Source organism: Nonomuraea cavernae, assembly GCF_040655715.1.
GTDB classification, from domain to species: Bacteria; Actinomycetota; Actinomycetes; order Streptosporangiales; family Streptosporangiaceae; genus Nonomuraea; species Nonomuraea cavernae_A.
The window spans coordinates 210,251-235,915 of the sequence record NZ_JBFAKL010000012.1 but is presented as its reverse complement, the minus strand read 5'-3'; the positions used below and the strand labels follow the sequence as shown (position 1 = coordinate 235,915).

Here is a 25,665-nt window from a genome sequence, read left to right as displayed (position 1 = left end):
CCACCCGCCCCAACGAAGGAGGACCTTCATGATCGCCCGTACTGCCAGAGGTGCGGCAACGTTCACACCCCCTGCGCCGGAACCTCCGGACAGCGAAGGCTGGGACGCCGATTGGCTCGCCGAGCTGGACGTGTCCATCGTCGAGTCCGGGGTGGCCGCCGAGCAGCTCATCCGCATGACCGACGACGGCTGCAACTCAACGTGCGGGACCGCGTGCGTCAGTTGCGGCACGTAGACGTCCTGCTGGAATCCAACGCCTAAGCGCTCGGTCGGCGAGGCTCACCAGCCGACCGGGCGCCCCCAGCCATGGAGAGGCTGATGTACCGATACCTCGACGCCGCAGTGCTGCGCGCCCCAGCGTGGCATCCAGACCAGCAACCCGAATCGTGGCCTGACCTGACTGGACCGGAGGCAGGCCGCGCCTCGTGGCAGGTCTGGCTGGCTCGCACGTGGCAGACGCCGGGCTTCGCGGCGGCTGTAGAGCAGGCCAGCCCGGATCTGGCCCGGCGGGTGCGCGAAATCTGTGCCGAACGGCAGGTGTCGGATCCGGGAGTGCGCCGGGCGGTGCTCTCCGTGATGCGCTACCTGCTGCGGGCTTCCGGCCGCGCGACACCGTTCGGTCTGTTCGCCGGGGTGGGTCCGGCTCGTATCAGCTCTGAAAGCGACGCGGCGGCTGTGCGCATCGGGGACGCGCATCGCCCGATAGCCCGTGTCACGGCGGAATGGCTCTCGGCCGTTGTTCAGCGACTGGAAGATGAGACGACGCTGCGGCGGCGCTTGACGGTGACGACCAACAACCTCGCGTTCGAGCGGGACGGCCGCCTGGTGCTCGAACACCGCGCCAGCACCGTGGCAGGTGGTGCGCCGGGGGAGGTGAGCGTGCGCGCCACCGGCCCCGTACGGACGGCTCTCCACCTTGCGCGTGATCCGCTCCCGGTCGCGGACCTGATGGCCCAGCTGGCGGCCGCCTCCCAGCGAACTGCCGAGAGCACCATCGACGCCCTCGTGGCCGAGCTGGTGGCCCAGCGCCTCCTGCTCACCACCCTGCGCCCGCCCATGACGGCCTGCGATCCGCTCCGGTACCTCCTGCAAGAGCTCGATGCGGTGAACGCGGAAGAGATCGGCGAGGTGGCCGACATCGTGAAGGGCTTGCGCGCCGTCGCCGACGAGCTGGCCCAGCACGACCGTGCGCCCGCCGCTGTTGCGGTCGATCATCGGGCACGCGCAGCCGCCGCGATGGCGACCATCCACCGCACCACACGCCCGCCGCTCGCCGTCGATCTGCGTCTAGACGGGGAGGTGACCATCCCCGCCGCCGTAGCGGCCGAGGCGGCCACGGCATCGGGCGTGCTCGTCCGATTGGCCCGCCGTTCGGCGCTCAACACGGGCTGGCTGACCTGGCATGAACGGTTCCTGGACCGCTACGGCCCGCGCGCCCTGGTCCCACTCCGGGACGTCGTCGATGCCGACCTCGGGCTCGGCTACCCGGACGGATACGGCAGCGAACAACCGGCATCTCAGGATGGGCCGCTGACGGATCGCGACCGCAAGCTGCTGGTGCTGGCGCACAACGCCGCGCTGCGCCGCCAGCGCGAGATTCTGCTCGACGACGGCATGATCGCCGACCTCGGCGGGGTCGCTCCGGCCGCTCCGGTTCAGCCCACCACAGAGTTGACCGTACGGATCGACGCGCCCAGTCTTAAAGCGCTGGCTGAGGGTCGATTCACGCTTGTCGTCACCGGGGCATCGCGCGCCGCAGGCACCATCACCGGCCGGTTCCTGGACCTGTTCGACGACCAGCACCGACAGCGGATGAGCACCCTGTTCGCGCATCTGTCCCCGGGCGTCCGGAACGCACTCACGGTCCAGCTCTCAGCCCCGGCCCCGTACACCAGCACCGAGAACGTCGCCCGCGCCCCACAGGAGCTGCCACACCTACTGCCGGTCGGCGACCACTCCGGTGGCACGCAGGTGCTCGACCTGGATGACCTCGCCGTCACAGCCGACCTGCGCGGCGTCTACCTGGTGTCGCTGTCGCGCCGCCGCACCGTCGAGCCGATGATCCTCAACGCGGTCAACCTGCTTCAGCACACGCACCCGCTGGCGCGGTTCCTCCTCGAAGCACCTCATGCGCTACGGGCTCCATGCGCCGGTTTCGACTGGGGTCCCGCCACCGCGCTGCCGTTCAACCCAGCACTGCGCTATCGGCGCACGATCATCTCGCCCGCCCGCTGGCGGCTCACCGCAGCCGACCTGCCCACGCCATCGGCCGACTGGCAGGAATGGGACAGCGCCCTCAGCGTGTGGCGGGAGGAGGTCGCGCTCCCGGAGACGGTCTGCCTTGGTGGTGGCGACCAGCACATTCGGCTCAACCTCAGCGAGCCCGCGCACCGCGCCCTCCTACGCACCCAGGTGGACCGTGCCGGCACCGCCGTGCTGCGCATCACGCCCGACGCGGACGCGGCCGGGTGGATCGGCGGCCACGCCCACGAGATCGTGATCCCGCTCGCCTCGACCGGCCGTCCCGTCGAGCCGCCCCGGCTGCCGCGCGAGGTGACCTCCCGCAGCTACGGTCACTTTCCCGGCCAGCATGGGCGGCTGTCACTCAAGCTGTACGGCCACCCCGACCGGCACCACGCCATCCTCACCCGCCACCTGCCACGCCTGGCAGAAGCGCTCGGCAGCGACGCTCAGTGGTGGTTCTTGCGCTACCACGACCCCAACCACCATCTCCGTATCCGCCTCGCTGTGCCTTATGGCGCGTTCGCCGACGCCGCCGCTTACGTCACGACGTGGTGTGAGGAGGTGCGCCGGGCCGGGCTGACCGGGCACGTGCAGTGGGACACCTACTTCCCGGAGACCGCCCGCTTCGGCGAGAGCACTGCCATGGACGCGGCCGAGACGTACTTCGCCGCCGACTCGGCCGCAGTCCTCACCCAGTTGACCGCGATCACCTCCCCGAAAGGGCCCAGCCTGCACGCCGTGACCGCCGCCAGCCTGCTCGACACCGCCGCCGCCTTCCTCGGCGACGCCGCCACGGCGATGCGCTGGCTGATCGACCACACCCGAGCCGACACCTCCTCGCCCGACCGGGCCATCTACGACCAGGCTATTCAACTGGCTCAACCGGACGATCACAGAGCCTTGTCCGCATATCCGGGGGGCGAGCAGATCGTCTCCTGCTGGGAACGGCGGCGGCAGACGCTCATCGCCTACCGCCATGTGCTGGAGGAGACGAGCACGCTGCCCCCAGTGGTCGTGTTGCCTGATCTGCTGCACCTGCACCACGTCCGCATGGCCGGGACCTCGCTGAACAGCGAGCGGGCCTGCCTGCACCTGGCCCGCGCCGCCGCCTTGAGCTGGACCGCACGCACCAGGAGGAAACCATGAGCCAGCCCAACCCGGAAGCGCTCGCCGCCGCCGACACCATCGCTACAGCGCTGGCCGACCCACAGCCGTGGGCAGTTGAACTGCCAGACAGCGGTCTGGCCTGGCCCCAATCGCTGTGGGCCGGAGCGGCAGGCATCGCCCTGCTGCACATCGAACGCGCCCGATCCGGACACGGTGACCCCGGCATCGCACACGCCTGGCTGGAAGTGGCCGCCTCCGGCGCGTTGACGGCGGCACCAAACGCGAGCCTGTTCTTCGGCGCCCCCGCGCTGGCCTTCGTCACACACACGGCCGCAGGCACGTCGGGCCGCTACCGGCGCGCGCTGGAGCGCCTGGACCACACGGTCACGGCGATCACCCGCACCCGCCTGGCCGACGCTCACGCACGCATCGACCGCGGCGAGCAGCCCGAGATGAAAGAGTTCGACCTGATCCGAGGGCTGACCGGCCTGGGCGCCTTCCACCTCAACCGCCACCCAGACCACCAGATCACCCGCGACGTGCTGTCCTACCTGGTGCGCCTAACCGAACCGCTACCCACAGGCGGCGAGCTCCCGCCGTGGTGGACGACCGTGGCACCCAACGGTGAACCCAGCTCGGACTACCCGCACGGACACGGAAACCTAGGCATGTCCCACGGCATCAGCTCGGCCCTGGCCCTGCTGTCCCTGGCCGTACTGCGCAATGTAGACGTGCCCGGCGTGAAAGAGGCGATCGAACGAATCTGCGCCTGGACCGACACGTGGCGTCAGCAAGACGACGCGGATGTGTGGTGGCCAGGTCTGGTCACCATCGAGCAGACGCGCGAGCAGGGCGTCGACCCGTCCCAGCGCCCCCGGCCGTCGTGGTGCTACGGGGTCAGCGGCACGGCCCGCGCCCAGCAACTGGCCAGCCTGGCGCTCGCGGACGAGACCCGGCAGCGAGCCGCCGAAGAGGCGATGCTGATCACCCTGCGCGATATGGCGCAGCACGAGCGACTTCCGGAGATCGGACTGTGTCACGGCACAGCCGGGCTACTCCACTCCGCCTGGCGGATGGCCGCCGACGCACGAACCACGCGCATCCGCGACGAGCTCCCAGAACTCGCCGCCCGGCTCGTCGCGCAGATCTCCCGCTCCGAGCCGCAACCGGGGCTTCTCGATGGCTCTGCCGGGGTCGCGCTCGCCCTGCACACCTACGGCACCGACGCCACGGCGTCGGACTGGGACACCATTCTGCTCTTGACCTGACCACCGGAGGCAACCCGTATGGACTCCCACCCGTGGCGGCAAGTCAACGTCACCTTCCCCGACTGGGCCAAGGCCGAGCACACCGCTGTCACCTACCTCGCTCCGCTGCTGGCCAAGGCCGAAAACGAACAGCTCATCACCACCTGGTTCTTCGTGCGCAAGATCCCCTGCTGGCGCGTCCGCTACATCCCAAACGGCGAACGAGCGCAGGCATATCTACGCGGCCACCTGGACGACCTCGTTCGGCAACGCCACATCAACGCCGCTAATGAGGCCATCTACGAGCCCGAGCCGCACGCCTTCGGCGGCGCCAAGGCCATGACAAGCGCCCACGACCTCTTTCACCTCGACAGCCGGTACCTGCTCGCCTATCTCGCCCGCTCGCCGGACGCTGAGCACCGCCGCGAGCTGTCGATCCTGCTCTACACGGCCCTGCTGCGCTCGGCCGGGCTGGACTGGTACGAGCAGGGCGACGTGTGGGCACGGGTAGTCGACCACCGCGACCTACCCGAACCGATCCCGCCCGAGCGGCGGCACGCGCTGGAGGCCAGCCTGCGGCGGCTGATGAGCGTGAACGCCGTCCCCCTCCGATGCGACGGCGCGCCCCTGGCGTTCGCCGCCGAATGGTCAGCAGCGTTCACCACCGCCGGCCGGGAGCTGGCCGACCTGGCAGCCGATGGGCGGTTGCACCGCGGCCTGTGCGCCGTCCTCGCCCACCACATCGTCTTCGCGTGGAACCGACTCGGCATGCCCTACGCCGCTCAGGCCGTCCTCGCCCACACCGCCAGACAGGTCGTGTTCGGATGCGACCCCACCAACACCCCCGAGATCGAGAGACCGAGGAGCGAAGGAAGATGAACGCCTTGCAGCAGGCCGCGCAGCGCTTTCCCCTGATCGCGCGCCCTCGCCCGGCCCGCCAGCCTCTCAAAGCTCGTGTCGCCGAGCTGTGCGCCCTCAGCGACGCAGCCGCCCAGGGCACGGACGCCAGGCACCTCACGCTCGCCTCCGAGACGCTGAACAAGGCAGCACTGATCGCGAGCGACTGTGGCGACTCCGCGATGGCCCGCTCTCTGTGCTGGCGACACTTCGCCGCCTACCGGCCAGCTTGGCCACTGGACGCACCCCAGGCACGCCACGCCTTGGAGCCGCTCATCAACCTCGCCCGGCTGGCCATCCGCGAACACGACGGCACTCGCGGCTACCACCTGCTCAACGCCCTCTTCCACGCCGTCAGCACCGCGAGCACAGCCGACATCGACGGCCATCGCGTCCAGTTCGACAACCTCACTCGCACCGACGATGATCTCCACACCGTCCGCAAGTGGTTGTGGGGAATCTTCCTGGCCGAGGGCATTCGGGCGCTCATCAGCGCGGGCAAGTGGAAACAGGCAGTCACCCACGCACAGCAGTACCGTGGCGTCGGCCAACGGCTCCTGGACGGCCGACAGGCCACCATCATCGCGAACTGCCTCGCCGGGCGCACCGACACCGCCCTGAAACTCGTCGCCGACAGCGCACCCGAACAACCCTGGGAACATGCGGTAGCCAGCTGCCTGGACGCGCTATGCAACCGTGTGGCCGCACGCTCGTCCGGCCACACCCTCGCCGAGGTCCAACGCCAGTACCTGGAGCTCGACCGGGCACCGGAGCTGCTGGTCTTCCGCACGCGCCTCGGTCTGACCATCCTCGACGTGGCCGCCGACACCAACGGGCCCTTGACTGACCGCATCTTCACCTCTCTGATCAGCGACATTCTCGCCACGGCGGATGGATACACGGCGTGGGAAGTCCTGACCCACAATCGGACCAGTGCGCTGCTCAGCCCTGCCCAACAGCATGAACTCACCTCGGCCGTGCAGGACTCCGGGCTCGGACTCGGCGCCATCCCTGCCCCGCTGATGCCCGATCTCTTCTCAGCCGTCCGGGCGAGCGAGGCGGTGATAGAGGCGGGCCTGGATGCGCTCACGAGGGCCGTCATCAGGCATGCGCCGACCTAGAAGCCCACCCTGATTGCGAACCCCGCACTCCAAGCACGGCACCCGCCCGGCATGGGTCCGAACCAAGCCGCGCGGCTGTGGGACGGCGCTGCTGGTGAGCCCGTCCCACGGCCGCAGGCCTTCCTTCCTAGGACATCCGGCAGTGAAGGACCCACCATGGAACCCCTCTCCACTCCACCCGACGGCGGCTTCTACGGATGGTCCCCGCCCGCCGAGGGTTCACCGCGCTGGCCGTGGGTCGCGAGGCTGTTCGGATACCCCAGCAGCCCTCCAGAACTTTCGCCGCGAAGGAAGCAGCGATTCACGAGTGCCGTCATCTGGAGATGCCTGTTCTCTCCTCGGCACTCTTCATGGCCGTCCCGTTCAGGTCGACGACTCGAGCCTGTGCGAGATATACGCACACCCCGGTCGTCATAGCTCGACGGCGTGAGCACCGGACAGACGCACTTATCCGGATAGATGCCATCGTCAGCAGGCACAAATTTTAAATGCAATGATCGAGCTTTACGGTGTGTGACTGGCTCCCTGGGAGGGCTGCAGTAGTGGTCAAGGACTCCGCGTTGAGGGGCTACTTGTTGGAAGAGTCGCTGGCTTGGCTGCTGCGCTTCAGTGGATACCGACTGCTCGTCCACGAGGACCAGGATCCCGTTGAGTTGGTCACCCAGGGTGACACCCTCCGGGTACGCGGAAGAGGCGCACTCCACCAAGTGGACGTACTCGGAGAGTTCGCATTCACGCCGGCGTTCTCCATGCCAGTACGGCTGTTCTTGGAGGCTAAGTACTACCTGAGCCACTGCGGGCTGGAAATCGTACGAAACGCCCACGGCGTCGTGCATGACGTGAACGAGAACTTCATAGCGGATCAGGAGAAGGTGCCTCGGCAGCGATACAAGTACTCATATGCATTGTTCTCCGCGAGCGGCTTCACACCGGAGGCCCAGAGGTACGCGCTCGCTCACCAGATTTCCTTGGTGGATCTCTCCGGCGCGTCCTTTGCCTGGCTGCTCGGCCACATCGGAGCCACCGCGTTGACCCTGGAAACAGCGCAGAAACACCTGCCGAAGTCGGCTCGCTTTCCGGTGACCTGGATGCGTACGGAGCTCCGGCGGGCGCTGGAGATATCCCCACTGGACCTGTTGTCGCCCGTCTCCATAGCTGATGGAAGATTCAAGCAGGCTGCCAACGCCGCGGTGGCTGAGTTCGCGGATGTGCTACGGCAGCGCAGCAACGCCGGGCTGCTGCTCGGCTTTCCCTCCGCACCGTTCATCCTGCCGCTCGCCGCGGACGATCAGAGGCGATTTCTGGAGTATGCAGAGACCAGACCGGACCACACGGTGCGGATCAAACAGCGTGGCATGGGCTCTGCGGCGGAGTGGACGGTGTCGCCTGCGGGCGACCTCGGCGCCTATGAATTGACCTTCAAGCTCCCAGAGCATATCGAGGAGTGGATCAGCGGTATCGCGGGCAGCGAGCGCCGCCGCGCTGCGCACGTCAAGGAGAACTTCCTCTCCACGATAACGCTCTACCGCGTGGACCAGGCAGGCGTACGGACTTATCAGTTGCGCTACGAGCCGAGCTCGCTGTCCCGCTCTGGAACCGAGTCGTAGGCTCGTCGGCTCCTGTGCCTCGAGGGGTCCAGGACTCCGCGCTCACACTGGAAGGTAAGGGCTGGGCTTGTCATGCCAGCTGACGGTCAGAGCATCACGAGCGCGGGTGGCGGCGACGAACAGCAGGGAGCGAGCCTTGCGCTGCTCGCGCTCATAGCGAAGCGGGTCTTCGGTGCGGTATCGCTCAATGACGTTGGTACGCGGGATGATGCCGTCACTGGCGCCGACGATGACGAGCCGCTGATATTCGAGGCCCTTGAAGCGATGCATAGTGCCGACGTGAACGTCGCCGTCGCCCTTGGGACCGTCTTTGGTTAGCTCGGCGCAGGTGATGCCCGCCTTGCTGGCCAGGTAGTACATGGTCTGGCTGACCATGTCCCGGTCGGCGACGCACACGGCGATACGGCCGCTTGGGTCGAGGGGAGCGCCATTGTCGTCGGTGGACAGTTCTTCGCACCAGGTCTTCAAGGTGGTGCCAAGCCCTGATAGTTCATCATCCCAGGTGCCGTACTGGACGAAATCGGGTTTGGGGCCATGAAGGACTGAGCGGTATCCGGCGAGAGTGTCGGTGCCCTCATCGAGGTCGTCGTAAGACACCTTCAGGCTCTTGCCCTTGGGGTCTACGACGCGGAGGGCCTCGGCGAGGATCTCTCTGGTCGTGCGGTAGCTGAGGGTCAGGCGGGAAGCGCGGCCCCTGATATTGATACCGAGAACACTGAGCGCGACCTGGTGATCGTAGATGCGCTGATGGGCGTCGCCGAGGATGAACATGTCGTTGGGCAGGTCGGTATCGACCATGGCACGCAGCATCTTCCAGTGCGCGGGGCGCAGGTCCTGGGCCTCGTCGACCACAATGTGCCGGTAGCGATAGCCGAGGTAGCGCATGCCTGAACTGTCGTCACTGTCGACGAGCAGCTGACGATCCCGGATCTTCGCCGCACGTTCGATCTCGAAGCGGGCGGCGCGCTCGGCGGCCTGGCCCCAGGTTTCGACACCGAGCTGGTCGAGGCGGGCGGTGAACTGCTCGATGAGCTTCCAGACGTGGTTGCGCTCGGGACGGGTCAGTGCCCGGCCGCGCCCGGCACGGCGGGCCTTGAAGTATTCGGATCGGGTAGTGATCGACTGGCCGAGGATCACCTGTTCCCACTCTTCGAGGAGGAACTCAGCCTCCCAGCGCCGCTCGTCGAGTTCGGCCAGCAACTGGCGCATCTCGTTCAGGGCCAGGTGGTCATAGACGCGTTGCTTGGCGTGTCCGGGGGCGGTGTTCTCGCCCAGAACGCGAGCGGCGAGCTGGTCGATATGGACGACGTCGACACGGGCCAGAAGTTTGGGTTCGAGGAGCGAGGCGAGCCGCAGGCGTAGGTCGGTGGTGAGGTTCTTGGTGAATGTCGTCAGCAGGATTGGTCTGTCCTGACCTGGGGGCAACTGCTCGGCGAGGTGCTTGACGCGATGCAGGGCAACGATGGTTTTGCCGGTGCCCGGACCGCCAGAGGCTCGGGCGGGGCCCTTATAGTGGCGACGGACGATGCGTTCCTGGGTGGGGTGAAGGAAGACCTTCCACGCACGGAAGTCGCCCTCTTCGATGATCTGGCGTAGGTCGTCGTCGACCGTGGTCACCTTGGTACGTGTAAGAGCTGTGGCGAAGTCGTCGGGGTCGGGGCGATGGTCGAGCTCGACCGGCGCTGTGATCTCCTTGCGCACTTCGTCAAGATCCATCCCGGCGGCGAGGCCGTAGAGGACGTCTTTTGACAGCAGCGGTGCTCCCTCAAGGAGTTGGTCGAGCTCGCCGCTGGTGGTCACAGTGAGTGCCAGTTCGATCAGCTGCTCGGCGACGCCGAGCTCACGCAGCTGCCCGGCGTCGTACGCAGCCAGCAGCGCCGAGACCGCAAGTTCGGGTTCAGGCTCGGGAGTGGGCTCGGGAGTGGGCTCCTCCGGCTCTGTGGGGGTTAGGGTGATGCCGGCCCTGCGCAGGGCGCTGTCGCCGACGACGGCGAGGTCGACGAACTCAATCTCGCCGGTGACCCGGTTGACCGCGATCTGAAGCTCTTCGTAGACGTCCTTACGGTGTCGGACTGCGATGACCAGCCAGCTCTCAGTGCCGTCCGCATCGACCCCGATGGGGGTGAGCAGAGCTCGGTAGTCGTGGTCGACTCGAGCGGACCAGATGCGGGAGTCGCCCTTGAGCTTCTTCTTCCTAAGTCCGTTCCGCTCGGGATCCTCCCGGAAATTGTGGCAGAAGTTGTAAAACTGGCCCTTGACCGAGCCGTCGAGCTTGTACAGCTCCTGTTCGGCTTTGCGATACAGGCTGAGCCGGGCGGTCATCGGGTGGCACCTTTCTCCGCGTTGGGTAGTTTTTCGAGTAGGTCGTCGAGGTGGGCGAGCCATTCGGTGGCGGTGCGGACCGTCCAGCCGTCCTCGATGTACGCGGCATCGCGCCGCTGGGCCTCATCGTCGGCCACGCCCTGGTGGGCGGAGACCACGGCGATCTTGATGCCCTGAATGTGCCAGGCGAAGTCGGCCTGCCAACGGCTGGTACCCAGTTCGAAGCCGAAGACAGGGGCTTGCTTACCGTGGTCAGCCAGAGTTTCAGCGAGGCGGATCAGGTCCGGCGCCTCGTTGGGCTCTTCACGCAGGATCTCAAGGATGTCCTCGTCCCAGAGGGCGTCCCGGAACGCCTGCTCGGCCGTCGAGCCACCGGAAACGACAGGTGTGACGACACCTGCGGGCACCCCGATCAGCGAGTCAAGTTCGCCGAGCCCACCGCATACCGCGAGAATTTCGACCTCGAGGTCGGCAGCCTTGCTAGCGGCGAGCTGGACGCCGTCGGCACCGGCCAGGGACAGGAATTGAGTGAGGTTGGTCCAGTACAACCAGGACCGCCAGCGCTCCTTGTGCTCGTCGGTGTCCAGCACGGCGTCGCTGTCGTCAAGGATGGCGAGAGCAGTCCACTTCAGCGCCTCGGGATCGGCGGCATCCAGGACGAACACGATGGGCAGCCCTGTGTCGTCCTGCGAGCGGAAGACATGGACAGGGCCGATGCCGACGCCGTCCGGCACGACGGGTTTGTCGTGGCGTTCGGCACCGGCGAAGGTGGCCAGTTGGTCACGCAGAGCCGTGACGAGTTCGCTGCGGCGTCCAGTCGCCGCGACCTGGGTGGTGCCCGGTTGGGCGGTGAGCCCGGTCACCAGGGCACGCGCACTGCGGGCCCAGCGGCCCGGATCCGGGTCGCGCAGGTAGGCGATCAGGGTCTCGATCGGGTTGGTGAAGACGGCGGGGGAGAAGCGGGCGCGCTGCCCGCCGTACTGCTCGTACGCCGTCTTGGCCTGCTCCTGCGCAGCCCCCCGGTACGGCGGCCAGACCGGCTTGGTACGGGTGGGTTGCTTCTCGAACAGGTCGATGTCGGCCCAGGTGATCTGGAAGACGACGGCCCCTTCGGCACGCAGGAGGGTGCGCTTCGCCGCGTCGGTGGCGATGTGGTTGTGCTCGCGGCCGGCGTGGAACCGGAAGCCTTCGAGATAGACCTTGACGCTTTGGACCGGACCGTCGACACGAGTGAAGGTGAAGTCGCTGATCGTGCCTTGGAGTTGTTGTTGTGCGGTCAGCCGCCAGTGCGTCACGCCGGAGCCGCCGGTGAAACGCAAGTGCCCGCTAGCGTGGCCGTCCTCGTCCAGGGAGGCGTCGTCGGTGACCTTCACCCAGTCCCGCAGGGCCGCCAGGAAGCGGGCCTCAAGGTCGGATTCCACCTGGGCGTCCAGGCCGACCAGCCCGGTGTGCTCAATCCTCTTGGTCTCCCAGCCGTCCTCACCGTCCTTGGTGAACAGCAGGGACTCCAGCATCGTTATCGCGGATTGACGCGAGACGATGTCCTGGAAGGGTTCCGGGGTATAACGGTGCAGGCAACGATGGCAAGCCCGGCGCTGCTCCTCGGCGCACAGACAGCTCTGCAGCATGTCGTACGCCGCCATCAGGGTGTCGCGGAACGCGATCGGGTCGGTGAGCCGATCGAGATAGCCCGTCCCGCCGGGCAGGGAGTCAAAGAGCACCAGGAACCACCGACGCTCTCCGGTCTCGTCCGGCATGGACGCCACCGTGGTGGCCAAGTGCTGTGGATCTCCACCGAAGTGGAGGTCCACACCGAGGCGCAACGCGGCCCTGAAGGAGTGCACCTTGGCGTCGACGTTCGCGGTAGCGGCCGGGACCAGCACCCGCAGTGCCTCGGTCTGCAGTTGATGAGCGAGCAGTACCCGCTCCTCCCTGGCTCCGCTCTCTTTGCCACGGCGCAGCGGGCACCACGGGCGGTGGTGCTTGAGCCGCCCGCTGCGGGCGGTCAAAGAGTCCAGCTCATCGGTATGGTGGTCGAAAACCGGCTGACCATCTGCACTCGCCGCTCCGCACACCGTGCAAACGTGGAACGGGTTGAGGCGCACCTGGTGTCCGGCCAAGCTGTCGCGAGCCTGGGCGTCGAAGCGGACCGGCCCGACGTTGATCCGCCGGATCATGGCGCGACGACAGTAGTCGACGCCGAACGTCTGATGAGCGTGCCGCCACGAGCCGGGCTCGATGTCCTCTGTGGGAATGTCCACGGCGTCCACAACGGTGTAGAAACGGCGGTCCCGATTGTCCTTGTCGTCGCGAATCCGTGCGTCCTCCCGCTTGTCGCGCGAGGTGACGGTGGCCGGTTCGACGACCTGGAACAGGCACGATCCGTCATCCGCGATGTGGGCGGTCGTACAGCGCGGACACTCCGAGCGGTCCTCTTTGGCGTTCTCGGTACGCACGTATCCGCAGCTGGGGCAGATCCGCCAGGTGAGCCACTCTTGCTGGCCGCCGGTGGCGATCTCCAGGCCGCTGATCTGGTGCTTGTAACCGTTGACATAGAACGTGTTACTAGGCGCCAGCTCCTCCAGCGCGATACGCCGAGGCCGCTCGTAGGCGTAGGTTTCGGAGGTGTAGATCGTCCTGCCCGTCGCGGGGTCTGCTCCGTCCTCCCCGTATATGGTCGCCGACAGGACGGTCGTGGAGTCGATCAGTGCGTAGTTCGGCAGCAGCCCCAGGTCACACAGCGCGGTCTGTGCTGTGGTCTCCCCCCGGTTCATCAGGTGCCGCCCGACACCGCGTCGTTCGGCGTCGAGCTCGGCTTTCTGCCGCGCCTGGTCCTGGTCTGAGTCATGGAGCTCACCGTGGGCCTCGTCGATCTCGCGCAGCCGCTCCCGCAGTGCTCGCTCGCCGCGGAACCACTCCCGCTCGGCCTCCTCGACCGCGGATCGAAGACCGTGCGTGGCATACTCGCGCAGATCGGCCATAGCCTGGTCATTGACACCGGTGGGGAACAGCTCCAGGAATCCGTCCGCGAGTTCTTCGCCTTGGGCGAGTGCCGCCTCCATAAGGTCAGCTAGGTAGCCAGACGGGCCGAACAGACGGGGCGCCTTGTGTGGTAGCGCGCGAAGCGCGATGCCGTCCGCGCGCACCAGCCGTCCAGCTGCGGCAAGGTCCAGCAGATGGGCCAGGAACTGACGGCGCAGGATCTCGATAGCCGACAGGTAGCAGCCCGGCGGCACGATAGTGCCGGCGATCAAATCCTTGGGGCGCTCCAGAAAGTACAGGTCACGGCGCCTACGATCCGGGATCGTCAGCAGGAACGCGTTACCCGTATTCCGTCCCGCCCGCCCGACCTGCTGAACGTACGAGGCGGGGCGGCGTGGCAGGGCGGCCAGGACTACGGCCGACAGCCGACCGATGTCGATGCCCATCTCCAGCGTCGGAGTGCAGGAGAGCACGTTGGGATCCTTGAAACCTTCGCCTTCTTTGAAGGCCCTTTCCACTTGCTCGCGTTGCGGGCGGGTCAGCATGCCGGTGTGCTCGGCGGTGACCACCTGGTAGGTTCCCGCCCTGTTATACAGGCCCCGGTAGTAGTCGCGGGTGTAGTCGCGGTCGCGATGATGCACGCCCAGCCCTTCGGGCCGGTCGCCGGCGACCAGTCGACCGATTCGGCAGCGGTAGGACTGGCAGGGTTGATCATGCCACTGGTCCAAGAGCGACGGGTGAACCGTCTGCTCCCAGAAGCACACCGGGCAGCGCACGTACGCGTGCCGCACCTGCTCATCGTCCAGCAGCTGGGCCTCGATGTTTCCCGGCTTGAGACCATAGACGCGCAACGAAGTGTCACGTGGAGTGCGCACCGACAGCAGCCCCAATGCGGCCAGTTCGGGCAGCAACCGCGACCAGAACTCCGGCGATATCTCCCGCGGCAGCCCAAGGCAGCGGCCGACCCACCGCTCATACCAGGACAGTCGCCCAGTGGCGAAGTCGAAGTCGCTGTCATTCTTGGGCTGGTTCAGCAGGAACACCGGGGCCGCGACACGCTTGGGGAAGGCTCGCATGCCGGGCTCGCGCTTGCCCCAGATGTAGTAGCGGCTGGTTCCAGCATCGTCCACGTATCTGCTCAGCCACCTGTGGGCGACCGCACCACGGGTTCGAAGTCGCTCCAAGAAGATCCGTACGAACGCCAGATACCTGGCGTTGTCCTGAGCGAGCAGCGGCACTCTGTCTTGCACGCACTCCTCATGGATCCTCCTGACCAGCGCAACTACAGCGGCCGGATCATCGATGCGCACATGTGCGGCAGCGGTCCTGGTCAGCTCCAGGGTGCGACCGTTGCGGGAGCGGAATCCGAACTCCATCAGGGTTTCGAAGGCGAGCCGCTGGCCGATCAGCCGCCACGTCGCCAAGTTACCGCCGCGCCCTTGGCCGGACAGTAGCCGGTCTACTCCCTTGTAAACATGCAGGTCCGGCGGCACCACCGCGGCGAGAATTCCCTTGTCCGTGGTGGCCCCGACCACATCCGAGATGAGATCGTGGAGCGCCGTCGGCTCATCGTTGCACAGGTGCTCGGCCAACAGGGCACGCAGCGAGAAGGTGTACGAGCGGTTGGCGACGAAGCCGGCTCGGTGCGCGGCGTCCTGCACCGAGTCGTTGAACATCAGTGTCTTGTCTTCGTGCCGGCTCTTGTCGAGTTCCCCGCCGGTGAACAACTGTGTGATCGACGCCGCGGCTATGGCGGCACTACCGGTGCCCAGATAGCGAATCGCATTGCGCTCGCCACATGCCGGGCACCAGTCCTCCTTGGCGGCGGTGTTCGCCACCGTGCCACCGAAGTGGACCAGTACGAACGCCGAGTCGCGGGCTGTCAGCCGCGGCTCTTTGGTGTCCTTGTCGTAGTCGTTGACCGGATCGGGTGGCCGCAGCCGCTTGCGCACACCGTCCAGGACCAGCAGCACGCCGCCGGCGCCTTGCGCTGCCCCGGTGCTGTGAGTTCGCCGGTCGGCGGACGCGGGCCCCACACCGGAGCCCTCTCGTGCCTCCCGCTCAGTGGCCGCGATCAGGTTCCGTACCCTGGCCTTGTCCTGCCCGAGCGAGGCACGCCTGATCTTGAACGTGTCGAACTGGACATCGTGGTCGTCGCTCTCCGGTGAGAACACCGCCCAGCCCGACCGCCCACAGTCGCGGCAGTACACGGCCGGAAGGAAGAGATTCGCGTTCTGTGCCGACGTCGCCGTCGTCGCCGGTGCCGTGCGCTCACCATCTGTCGCACTCGCATCCGCCATGCCCGCCGCATCCCAGCGAAACTCCGCCTTCGGCCAGGGGAGCACCCCGCGCAGCAGCCGGGACACCGACCGGGCCCACTGGTGCGCCTCGACGTGGACGAGCGGGCGTGGCTCCTCTGGCGAGGATTTAGGGTCGCGAGCGTACGACAGCAGCGCCACGAACCGGGCCAGCGCCTCGGCGGCCTTCTCCGGCTGCCGGACCACTGCCTCCGCCCAGCCGGCCGCGCCCACTCGCCACATGACGTCCAGCACCTCGGCGCTGGTCTTCAGCTCACCGCCCAGCGCCTGCATCACCGCCCGGGTGAACAGATGCCGCTTCAGGTCCTTGCCCAGTCGTCTGGGATCAGCGTCGCGGACTCCAGTCACAGCTTCGATGAGGTCGAGCAGTGCTTCCTCGCCGGTAGCGGGGTCAGGCAGTGCGAGCAGCTCGTACGGTGCCGGGAGCCGCTGCATCGTCACGCTGGTGAGCGGGATGAACTCCTCCACCGGCACCCGGTTCTCGCCGACGATCGACTCCTCGGTGAACTCCGTGCCGAAGACGTCGGTCGCCACCTCCAGCAGGCGCCTCACCCCGTCGTCGTCCGTGCCCGACGCGAGCGTCGCCGACGTCGCCACCGGGCAGATGCTGCCCAGCGGGCGTCCCTTCTCGGACACCCCGACCGAGGACGCGAGCCGCCGCAGGAGCATCGCCACATCGGTGCCTTGGGCTCCGTCGTACGTGTGGAACTCGTCCACCACGACGTATCGGATGTCCGACTCCCGCCACAGTGGAGTGTCGTCCTCGCGTTGCAGCAGCAGGTCCAGCATCTTGTAGTTGGTGAGCAGGATGTCGGGTGGTGACATCTGCATGTCCGAACGCCGGGTACGCACCTTCTCGTACCGCGTCACCGCCCGATCTCCGATGTACAACCCGGCCCACAGCTTGCCCAGCTCGCTGTTCTGCGTGAGTAGATCGTTGATGCGCTCCGCCTGGTCGGTCGCGAGCGCGTTCATCGGATACAGGAACACCGCTTTAACGCCGGTCTTCCCTGCTTCCCGCTCCCGGCGGCAGTGATCGAGCACCGGGTAGAGGAACGATTCCGTCTTGCCCGAGCCTGTGCCCGTCGTGATGAGGGTCGGCTGCGGCGTGTGCCCGTTCGCGGACGTCAGTCGTGCGAACGCCGCCGCCTGGTGGGCGTAAGGGGTGAACCCCTCTCGCCGCCATTCCAGATGCTCGCGCCACTCATCACCGGCGGTTGTGAAGGGAGTGTGGATCCGCAGGTACGGTCCTCTGAACATCCCTGACGTCTCGTCGCCGAGGAAGCGGTGCAGGGCCTCGCGTGCGCCCTCGTCGCTGAGGGCGTACGTCGTCGACAGGTACTGCAGCAGGCTCTCTTTGAGCGCCCGTGCCTGAAGCGTCGGCCTCACGGCTTCGGCACCTCCTGCTTGATCGGGTCCCATTCACCATGGGCGATCGCGTCGTCGAGTCGCTTCTTGAAGACGGCGTGTGCCTCTCGCATCTCCGTCTCTCGGTTTGCCTTGTAGAAAGGCAGCGTGTAGCCGTCAGGCACGGGGGCCTTCTTCGGGTCAGCGTCGTAGGCCAGGAACTGCTGCCAGGTCTCCTTGGTCTGCCGCTGCCCAATGGTGCGCGCATTGCCGGCGAACTTCCAGCCGTGGGCGTCGAACCAGGTCACGGCCTCGTACTTCTGGAGCACAGGGAATCGGCCCTTGTACGCGGCGATCAGGGAGTCGGCGTCCATACCCAGCCAGACCGCTACCAGGGCGTCGATCTCCACCAGAGCGGACCGGCGAGCCCGCTCGGTACGGAGCGGCGTCTCGGGGCGCCAGTCCGGGGTCACTTCGTCGAGTCGCTGAAGTCCTGGCCATTCGCGTGCCCAGCACTCCTGGCCGTGCCATGCAGGGTCGTAGAGCTCGGCCCAGAGATCGGCATATACCTGCGTGAGGCAGTTCAGGCGCAGCGTGCGGAGAAGGAGAGCGGCAGCGAGTGGGTGGTCGAGTGCGGGGGCGGGCATGGCTTTGGCGCCGGTAGCCCGAAGGTCGCCGCGACCGGTTGCCCGCAGAAAGTAGTCCAGCGGTAGAGCCGCCCAAAACCCAGCGACCAGCGCAGTGAGACGGGCATCAGCCATGGCGAGGCTGTTCATGGCATCGATGTGCGCCGGGCCGGGCGGAACGAGTGCGGCGTAAAGCGCTCGCTCAGTGTTGGGGGCAATTTGGCGGCGCCAGGCAAGTCGGTGGAAAGTTACATACCGGCGTTGGGCCAGCCGCACCAGCTCGGCCTCGACCTTCTCCGGAGTCACTTGCACCTCAGGGACACGTTCGGCCAATGCGATCCATCGCCGCAGCCGAATGATTGCATTGTCCCTCACCCGCAGGCGCGCGAGGGCCCGATAATCTGTCCAACGTTCCTGCTCGGCCAGAAACTCACGGCTTCTCCCGGGCACCCGCACGTATGCGGTATCGGGAACGAAATACGGCGGAAGAGCGACGAGATCGGCACCGTATGGGTCGTTGCTGTTGGCGTCGTGCCGCTTGAATACCGGCGTGGCAACGCTCAGCTGGGTACCCTTGAGGACTACCCGACGCCAGCTGTCCGGACGGTACTCCTGGCCGGTGGTGGGGTCGGGGCGGTTGTAGTCGATCAGGTTGCCCTTTTTCGCGCCGCTCTCGTTGAACCCCAATGAAATTTGTGGAGACAAGGAACCAAGCCGTAGCGGATAGTTCGCCAGGGCCTCGATCGCCGAAGCTTCATCCGTGCTGACAGGGAAGACCAGACGAGCCTGTTCGACGGGCTGGTCGGCCTCGTCCTGCATGCGCTGCCAGACGGAGAGCTGGTGCGTGTCCACCCGGATGACGCGGGCCCGGTGGGGACGTTCGTCGAACTCGCCATTTCGGTACCGGACACCTGGTACATCTCCGGAGCCGTCGTGCTGGGCGGAGTGACGCAGCGCGTCCACGGAAACCAGCCAAGAGAGGTGGTCGAAGCCGATCTCTCCTGGAGATCCGTAAACGTGAACTCCGAAGTGCGCGGTATCACCAACCGGACGCGGAAAGAACCGCTGCCCGGAGTTCACGAAGTCCCCGTGAATGCGGAGGCGCCGATACGCCGCCTCCCGTAGGCTTCCCTCCTTGTCGCCCGTGAAGTGCGTGTCCGGATGCACCATCCCGGCGGTTCCGTCATCCGAGGTGTGCGCCCAGACCTGTGACATGAAGGCTCTGTACAGATCAGGCTGGGTGCCCGTCAGCAGCGGGTACATCTGCGCGGAGCCGAACACGGCGACCTGCGCGCTCGTGTTCGTCAGCTCGCCAAGCACATACCGCCGAGCCGCTGGGGACTTGAGAACCTCCGCGCGCCGCCGGTCCTTCTCGGCCACGGACGCCTTGGCCTCCAGTTCGAACCACGGCTCGTGCTCCGCGAGGACGGCGGACTCGTTCCAGCGGGGCCGCACCCATGGCGGGTTACCCACCTGAAGGTCGAAGCCGCCGCCGCGAGCGAAGACGAGAGCGAACTCCAGCTCCCAGTGCAGGAATCCCTGTTCCTTCGCGATGTCGCGGACCGTCCGAAGCCACGGGAACCGGTCCTCCGGGTTGCCGGGGTCCATCCCCATGAAGGTGGGGATCGTCTCTTCGAACTGCTTCAGTTCGTCAAGGCTCTTGGAAGCGTCGAGAAGAGTGCCGGCGGGCACATCGGCCCGGCCCAGCATGGCTTCCAGGAACTCCAGCCAGTCGTCCAGGTCCTTGAGCGGAACGATCCGTCGCTTCTCCGGTTTCGGCTTCGCGGCCTTCTTCGTCCCTGTCGGCCCGACCTTCTGCAGTTCCACGACCACGTCATCATCGGCGGATGGGTCCAGCCCCCAGATGGTGGTCTGTTCCGGTCCTACGGAGAACAGGGTCACTGCCTCCACGTAACGCGGTCCAGCCGTTGACGCCGGGACGACCGGCGGCTGCGGCAAGTCACGTACCTCGGGTTTCTCCACGGTCAGGGGCACTTCGCCAAGCACTTCGCGGAGACCGTCCGCGTCGCTGACCGCGGTTCGGGCCGCGTACTCGCCGTCGGTCCCGTCCAGCAGCCCGGCCTTGTCGACCGGCCAGAACCACAGGGCGCACCAGGCGTCCATGACCGTCTTCAACCGCCAATAGGGGGTTTCGACGGCTTTGAAGAGGTCCTCCAGCACCTTTTCCTTGGGCACCGGCCGGTCGGGGTACTGTAGGAAGGCGTACTCGGGATCCTTTGGATCGGCTTTCCAGACATCGATCCGGCGCGCGATCTCCTTCTCCGAGAGCTCCATGCGCTTGACGACGGCCGCCCAGAGAAACTCGACCCGTCGGGCGGCGTCCCGCAGCCGGGTGAACTGCGAGGGTGTCTCCCGCTTCGGTCGCTGGGTCTTGGGGTCGCGCTTGCGGGTGCCGTCCTTGTTGAGATGCGCCGTGCTGCGCTGGGGGCGCTGGAGGATCCCCTTCTTCCAGGAGGCGAGTTGCTCCACGCCTTCCTTGGCGAGGTCCTTGGCCTCTGTCCAGCCCGTAACCGCGGCCCAGCCGACGTTCGGAAGCAGGAACTGGTGCACCGCGTCATCGGGAAGCGACGGCGACTCGCCGTCCGTGGGGAAGGCGAGCGGCGTCGGCGCCGACGCGCCCTTGGCCTTCAGCCAGAGCTTGTCCTTGCCTGAGACGTGGTCGCCCGCATAGACCGCCCGGCGCGCGCCGATGAGCGAGTTGCCGCGGCGCAGGTGCAGACCGAACCATGGCGCGCGCATGCCTGGGTGCATGGTGTTGAGCCACAGTGACACCTCGGCCAGCTCGACGCCGGTGGCGTTGAGGTCGACCCCATAGGCATTGTGCAGGGCGATGTACGCCTTGGCCCGCTGCTTCTCGGTGACCGCGTCGGACGCCGGGATGCTGATGCCGAGTTCTTTCTGGCGGCGACGCAGATACTCGTCGGCGACCTGGTTGATGGCCTCGTTGAGGAACGCGCCCGAGCCGAGCGCTGGTTCGCAGATCTTGTACCTCAGCAGCTCCGAGGCTCGGGTCTCGATCACCTTCCCGTTCTCATCTCGCTCCTGGTCGAGACGGTTCTTGAGGGTGAGCTCGACGGTGACCTTGGTCAGTGACTCAGGGGTGTAGTAGGAGGCGGACGTTTCCCGGTCGCGGCCGGCGAGCCGGTAGACGAAGGAGCCCTTGTCGTACTTCTTGGGACCGCGCAAACCCTTGCGGGCGTCGTCCTCGCCATAGTGGACGAGGGTCTGGTCGGGGTACTGGTCCTGCTTCCAGGACGGGATGAGCCAAGATCCCTGGTCCGGGTCGCCGCCTCTGGCCACCTCGCACAACTCTTCCTCGGCGATGATGCCCGTGTAGGACATCAACCCCTCGTAGACGGCGCCGAGCTGGTTGATGCCAAGGTTTCGATAAGAGATGAAGCCGCCGCGTTCACCTCGTTTGCCCTTCTTCATGGTGAGCAGCCGCAGCACCTCGTGCAGGGCCTCGTTGCGCAGACGCAGGTCGAGCCAGCGCGGCTCATCGTCCTCGTCGCAGCGAGGATCCAGGACACCGGTGCCGATGAGCCGGATGGCGGTCGGCTCAAAAAGCTCGCTGCGGAGCGGCTCGAAGCGCAGGCCACGGTCCTCACTGCGGTGGGCGGCCTTGGCCTGGCGAGTCTGCTCGTCGTCACCGGGCTGATCGTCGTCCGGTTCCGTACCGTAAGCGCGATGACCAAAGTTGACCTTGTTGAACAGGACATCAAGGGAGGCGAAAAGGTGGAAACCGTTCCTGGCCTCCTCCTCGACGAGTTCCTCATCACGTTCGACAAGCTCTCGCAGCCGAGCCATGGAGTAGCCGGCCTCGTACGATCCGTCGTCGGCAGGCAGGATGCCGAGCTCGGGGCGGGCTTCCGCGTACAGCAGGAACAGGATGCGGTAGAGATACCGCAGCGCTTCGCGGGTGAGTTCCCTGGCGAAGGGGATCTTGAGGCTTTCGATGTTCGCGGGGACGACGTTGTTCGCCGGCTCGGCCATCCGATGCAGGACCTCGTTGGCGATGATCTCCACCGAGCGCTGCAGGCCATGGCGCAGCTCGCTGGAGACGCCGACCGCGTTGTCGCCGGAGCGCTTGAGCAGGGCATCGATCGCCCGGCTCCGATCATTCTCGCCGGGGCGCAGCATGTCGAGGCTGAACAGGGCGGCGATGGTGGCGAGCTCGCCCTGCTGCCCCCGGTCATTGCGCTCCAGCGCGGCGTCCAGGTTGACCGCGAGGTAGCGGCCCTCGCTCCAGGCCTGACGGTCGGCGAGCAGGATCACACCGCCGCACAGCAGCAGGATGAAGCGGGGGTGCGGGCCGCCCGCTTTGCCGACCTCGCTCTGGAACAGCCAGGAGGCCAGAGCCGGGCCTGTTTCGTACGACTCGCTCCCGCTCACGCGCAGGGGCGACAGCAGTCGCCCCGCGCCGTCGGCGTTGAGGGCGGCGTCGTTGACGGCGGACCAGCCGCAGTCGAGAGCGATGATGCCGTGACCGTGGTAGGCGACGGTGACAGAGTGGTCGCGGCCGGCGCGGTGCATGGTGAGTTCAGCCGGGGCCGGATCATAGCCCAGGGCCCGCAGGATCATCTGGTGCCACTCCGCGAGCCGCTTGACCCACCCTGGGTTGTTGTATGTAGCTAGCCGGGCTTCGTCGCCGGCGTCGGCCTGGGTGGTCTCAGCGAAGTAGCCACGCATGTCCTCCGCGAGATAAAGGCTGCGCAGCGTGCGCAGCAGCTCGCGCGGAGTCTTGCGCGGGTCGTTCTCATCGCCCTCTCTCGATGCCCAGGCGGCGAACAGGCCCTTCTTCAGATCGGCGCCGAGTTGTTCGGCGAAGTAGTGCGCGGATAGGTACTCGCCGCGATTGGTGAAGGTGTCGAAGTCTGTGCTCATCGCGTGGTGCCTCCATCGGCGGCGGTGTGCGGCTCAAGGACGGCCAGCAGGCGCAGCATCGGCTCGCCTGCTGTCTCCAGGGACTTGACCAGCTTCAGCCGCCGTTTGGCTGTCCGATTGAGCTCCGCTTCCTTCGGCCGGGCGCTGGCGAAGAGCGCTTCCTGCCGCCACGCGGCGACGCGTTCGCGGTAAGGCGCGAGGGTCTCGTCGATCAGCCGGCGATACTCCGTTTCGAGGGCGGCGACGTGCCGCCGGGCGGCGTCGATCGCGTCCGGCACGAAAGTGCTGAGACCAGGCAGGTCCCGGGGAGCGGCGCGACCGGGCATGTTGGGGCCGACGCCGTAGCGGTCCAGCACCTCGGCGGTCAGCGGCACCACGACGGGATCTCCGGGAAGATGGGAGACGGCCATCCATTCGACGATGGTGGGCTTGCCCAGCGCGTTGGAGTAGATGCCCTGCACAAGGTACGTCGGGGCATCCACGGCGGCGGCGAGCACGGGAGCCTGGTGCCGGCCGATCTCGACCAAGACCTTGTCCGTGAGCCAGTCCAGGACCGGGTGGACGTCTGTGACATACGAAACGTTCGGCCACTGGGAGGCGGTGGTCTCTCGTGCCGCCTTCAGGCGTGCGGCGGCGAGTTCCTTGACGAAGGTGATGCGCATCCGCCCCGGCTCCGACTTGCGCGGCAGAATCTGCTGCTCGTCCAGGTAGGACTTGGGAAGCGCCTTGAGCCGGTGCAACAGGTCCCGCGGTGGCTCGAAGGCGATGGTGCCATCGTCGTCGCGTCGCAGCGACAGCATGTCCTCGGGATTCGGGCGGCAGATCTGCCGCAGCGCCTCCTCGAAGTAGTCGGCGGTAGATCGGAAGAGGCTGGGCACTACGGCGTCGGGCACTTCAGGGTGCTCGTGGACCGCGCCCACCTGGCCCAGGAGCCCGGCGAGGAAGGCCGTCCCGCCCTGCTGGGACTGCTTGATGGACTCCTCGACCGTACGACCCGCGATCAGATCCTGGGTCAGGCGGTTCTCCTCTTCCTTGGCGCGATAGAGGCCGGTGACGGCCTCGGCAGAACCTTCGATCTTGTGGGCCTCCTCCTCACGCTTGAGGAGTTTCTCCCCGACCAGCCGGTCATCCAGCGTGCGTGGCTGTCCCGTCGTCTCATCCGTGCGCCACGGGAGGTCGCTGGTGAGGATCAGCGCCCGGAACTCGGGGGGCTTTTCCTGTCCGTACCGGTCGATGCGGCCGTTGCGCTGCTCGATACGGATCAAGGACCAGGGCAGGTCGTAATGGATCAGTAGGTTGCACTGCTGGTGCAAGTTGACGCCTTCGGAGGCGACGTCTCCGGTGAACAGGATGCGGACGGGGTCATCGCGCAAACCGAACTTCTCGACGATGGCCTGTTGTTCCTGATCTGTAGTGGCCTCGCCGTGCATGACCAGCACGGACCCGCCGAATCCCAGCCAGGGCTTCTTCTCGTCGGTGCCGGCGACACGCTTGAAACCCAGGGCCGCAGGGACCTTCTCGGCCAGCCACTTCGAGGTGGGGATGCTCTCCGAGAACACCACCACACGGGTATCAGATCCGGGCCCGACACCCATACAGCGGAGTTCATCAACCAGTGCGGCCAGCTTCGCCGAGTCATGATCCTCGATCTGTTCGGCGAGGTGCCGCAGGTCGACCAGCGCGGCGCGCTCTACCTTCCGAGCCGCTTCGGCCTCCTCGCTCCGTGTCTGCCGCGTCCGGGATTTGCCGGCCGCCGGGTCGTCGAGGGTTCCGATCCGGGTCTTGATCGTTTCCAGCAGGGCCTTGTGCGAGGACAGGAACGACTTCAGCAACCGATACGGAACAAGCAGATTCCTGCTCACCGACGGCACCGACGGATCAGCGGGAATCCACCGCGTTACCAGTTCCTTGAAGACTGCCAGCTCCTTGTCAGTGGCTGCTACGGGGAGAGGCTTGGACGGGCCGCGATCCGCCCAGGCGCCCTTGAGCGACTCACGTACCTCCGGCGAAGTCTTCGTGCGCCGAATGTAGAGATGGCTGAGGTTCTCCACCTCGTAGTGGGTTGGGTCGGCGATCGCCGCCTCGTCCAGCAGTCTGACCAGTTCGGCGAAGGAGGCGACGTCGCCGTTGTGCGGGGTGGCCGAGGCCAGCACGAGCGCGTCCGTCTTACGGGCCAGCAGACGGGCCAGTGCGTTGTTCTTCGTGCCCCGGTTGACGAGGTTGTGGGATTCGTCGATGACGACGGCGTCCCAGTCGGTGTGCTCCAGGTGGTGCGCGTACACATCGCCCTTCAGCGTGTCCATGGAGATGATCACACGCTTGAAGTACGCGAACGGGTTGCGCCCTGCGGGGATATCCTGCTGCACCCGTTGGATACCGGTCGAGTCCAGGCGCACCAACGGGATCCCGAATCTGGTCCAAAGCTCACGCTGGAACTGCTCCAGCACGTGCTGCGGCGTCACCACCAGAATCCGCTCGCCACGCCCGCGTCGGATGAGCTCGGCCAGGAGCACCCCGATTTCCAGGGTCTTGCCGAGGCCGACCACGTCGGCGATCAGGATCCGCGGCTGCGGGTTCTTCATCGACAGCGCCAGTTCGGCCGGCCGCAACTGGTGGACCTGCTGGTCCATGAGGAAATTGGTCGCCAGCGCCAGGCCATGCTCGGTCTGCGGAAGGAACGTCTTCCGGATGACCGCTTCAAGGAAAAGCCGGGAGCGACGGTGGTTCGGCGAGTCGTCCGGCACCAGCTTGGTCTTACGCGGATCCAACTCCTGAACAGCATCAAGTCGGTCGTAGAAGGTGGCATCCATGCCACGAACAAACGAGGAGATACCGGTTACATCGACCATCCACCCGTCACGATAAGTGGGCGTGCATTTGCGTACGAGCCACAGTTCGTCACGAATCTGAACTTGAGTTCCTGGTGCGTATCCGCCGGTGGG

10 protein-coding genes are annotated in these 25,665 nt (G+C 66.6%); 6 read left to right on the top strand and 4 right to left on the bottom strand.

The window, feature by feature from the left end; all coding sequences use genetic code 11:
• Positions 1-28 precede the first annotated feature (28 nt).
• The 6 genes from AB0I38_RS20030 (at position 29) to AB0I38_RS20005 (ending at position 8,223) form a co-directional block, all read left to right on the top strand.
• Positions 29-235 (top strand): FxLD family lanthipeptide, encoded by a 207-nt coding sequence (locus AB0I38_RS20030; RefSeq protein WP_358469740.1) that lies wholly within the window; start codon positions 29-31, stop codon positions 233-235.
• 83 nt (positions 236-318) lie between these two features.
• The gene (locus tag AB0I38_RS20025; RefSeq protein WP_358469738.1) at positions 319-3,390 is read left to right on the top strand and encodes a lantibiotic dehydratase; all 3,072 of its coding nucleotides are present in this window, start codon (positions 319-321) and stop codon (positions 3,388-3,390) included.
• Positions 3,387-4,619: a lanthionine synthetase C family protein gene (locus tag AB0I38_RS20020; protein WP_358469735.1), complete on the top strand. Its 1,233-nt coding sequence runs from the start codon at positions 3,387-3,389 to the stop codon at positions 4,617-4,619. Before AB0I38_RS20025 ends, AB0I38_RS20020 begins: the two co-directional genes overlap by 4 nt.
• Positions 4,620-4,637: 18 nt before the next feature.
• Positions 4,638-5,477, top strand: a complete 840-nt coding sequence (locus tag AB0I38_RS20015) for a thiopeptide-type bacteriocin biosynthesis protein (protein WP_358469732.1) — start codon at positions 4,638-4,640, stop codon at positions 5,475-5,477.
• Positions 5,474-6,616 (top strand): hypothetical protein, encoded by a 1,143-nt coding sequence (locus tag AB0I38_RS20010; RefSeq protein WP_358469729.1) that lies wholly within the window; start codon positions 5,474-5,476, stop codon positions 6,614-6,616. The genes AB0I38_RS20015 and AB0I38_RS20010 overlap by 4 nt, the downstream gene beginning before the upstream one ends.
• A 509-nt stretch (positions 6,617-7,125) precedes the next feature.
• A complete protein-coding gene (locus AB0I38_RS20005) occupies positions 7,126-8,223 on the top strand; it encodes a hypothetical protein (RefSeq protein ID WP_358469726.1) in 1,098 nt (365 codons plus the stop codon).
• A 42-nt stretch (positions 8,224-8,265) separates the two neighbouring features.
• Here AB0I38_RS20005 and AB0I38_RS20000 read toward each other — a convergent pair whose 3' ends face one another.
• Genes AB0I38_RS20000 through AB0I38_RS19985 form a run of 4 tightly spaced genes read right to left on the bottom strand, consistent with a single transcriptional unit; the run spans position 8,266 to position 25,533 of the window.
• The gene (locus AB0I38_RS20000; RefSeq protein ID WP_358469723.1) at positions 8,266-10,545 is read right to left on the bottom strand and encodes a UvrD-helicase domain-containing protein; all 2,280 of its coding nucleotides are present in this window, start codon (positions 10,543-10,545) and stop codon (positions 8,266-8,268) included.
• Positions 10,542-17,234 (bottom strand): DEAD/DEAH box helicase, encoded by a 6,693-nt coding sequence (locus AB0I38_RS19995; RefSeq protein WP_358469720.1) that lies wholly within the window; start codon positions 17,232-17,234, stop codon positions 10,542-10,544. Before AB0I38_RS19995 ends, AB0I38_RS20000 begins: the two co-directional genes overlap by 4 nt.
• Entirely contained in the window at positions 17,231-22,723 is a 5,493-nt protein-coding gene (locus tag AB0I38_RS19990; protein WP_358469717.1) for a class I SAM-dependent DNA methyltransferase, read from the bottom strand. Before AB0I38_RS19990 ends, AB0I38_RS19995 begins: the two co-directional genes overlap by 4 nt.
• Positions 22,720-25,533 (bottom strand): DEAD/DEAH box helicase, encoded by a 2,814-nt coding sequence (locus AB0I38_RS19985; RefSeq protein ID WP_358469714.1) that lies wholly within the window; start codon positions 25,531-25,533, stop codon positions 22,720-22,722. Before AB0I38_RS19985 ends, AB0I38_RS19990 begins: the two co-directional genes overlap by 4 nt.
• Positions 25,534-25,665: the final 132 nt, after the last annotated feature.

Excerpts from the sequence above, each read along its gene's own strand:
- AB0I38_RS20030 (WP_358469740.1), top strand. The coding sequence starts at position 29 with ATGATCGCCCGTACTGCCAGAGGTGCGGCAACGTTCACACCCCCTGCG.
- AB0I38_RS20025 (WP_358469738.1), top strand. The coding sequence starts at position 319 with ATGTACCGATACCTCGACGCCGCAGTGCTGCGCGCCCCAGCGTGGCAT.
- AB0I38_RS20020 (WP_358469735.1), top strand. The coding sequence starts at position 3,387 with ATGAGCCAGCCCAACCCGGAAGCGCTCGCCGCCGCCGACACCATCGCT.
- AB0I38_RS20015 (WP_358469732.1), top strand. The coding sequence starts at position 4,638 with ATGGACTCCCACCCGTGGCGGCAAGTCAACGTCACCTTCCCCGACTGG.
- AB0I38_RS20010 (WP_358469729.1), top strand. The coding sequence starts at position 5,474 with ATGAACGCCTTGCAGCAGGCCGCGCAGCGCTTTCCCCTGATCGCGCGC.
- AB0I38_RS20000 (WP_358469723.1), bottom strand. The coding sequence starts at position 10,545 with ATGACCGCCCGGCTCAGCCTGTATCGCAAAGCCGAACAGGAGCTGTAC.
- AB0I38_RS19990 (WP_358469717.1), bottom strand. The coding sequence starts at position 22,723 with ATGAGCACAGACTTCGACACCTTCACCAATCGCGGCGAGTACCTATCC.
- AB0I38_RS19985 (WP_358469714.1), bottom strand. The coding sequence starts at position 25,533 with ATGGATGCCACCTTCTACGACCGACTTGATGCTGTTCAGGAGTTGGAT.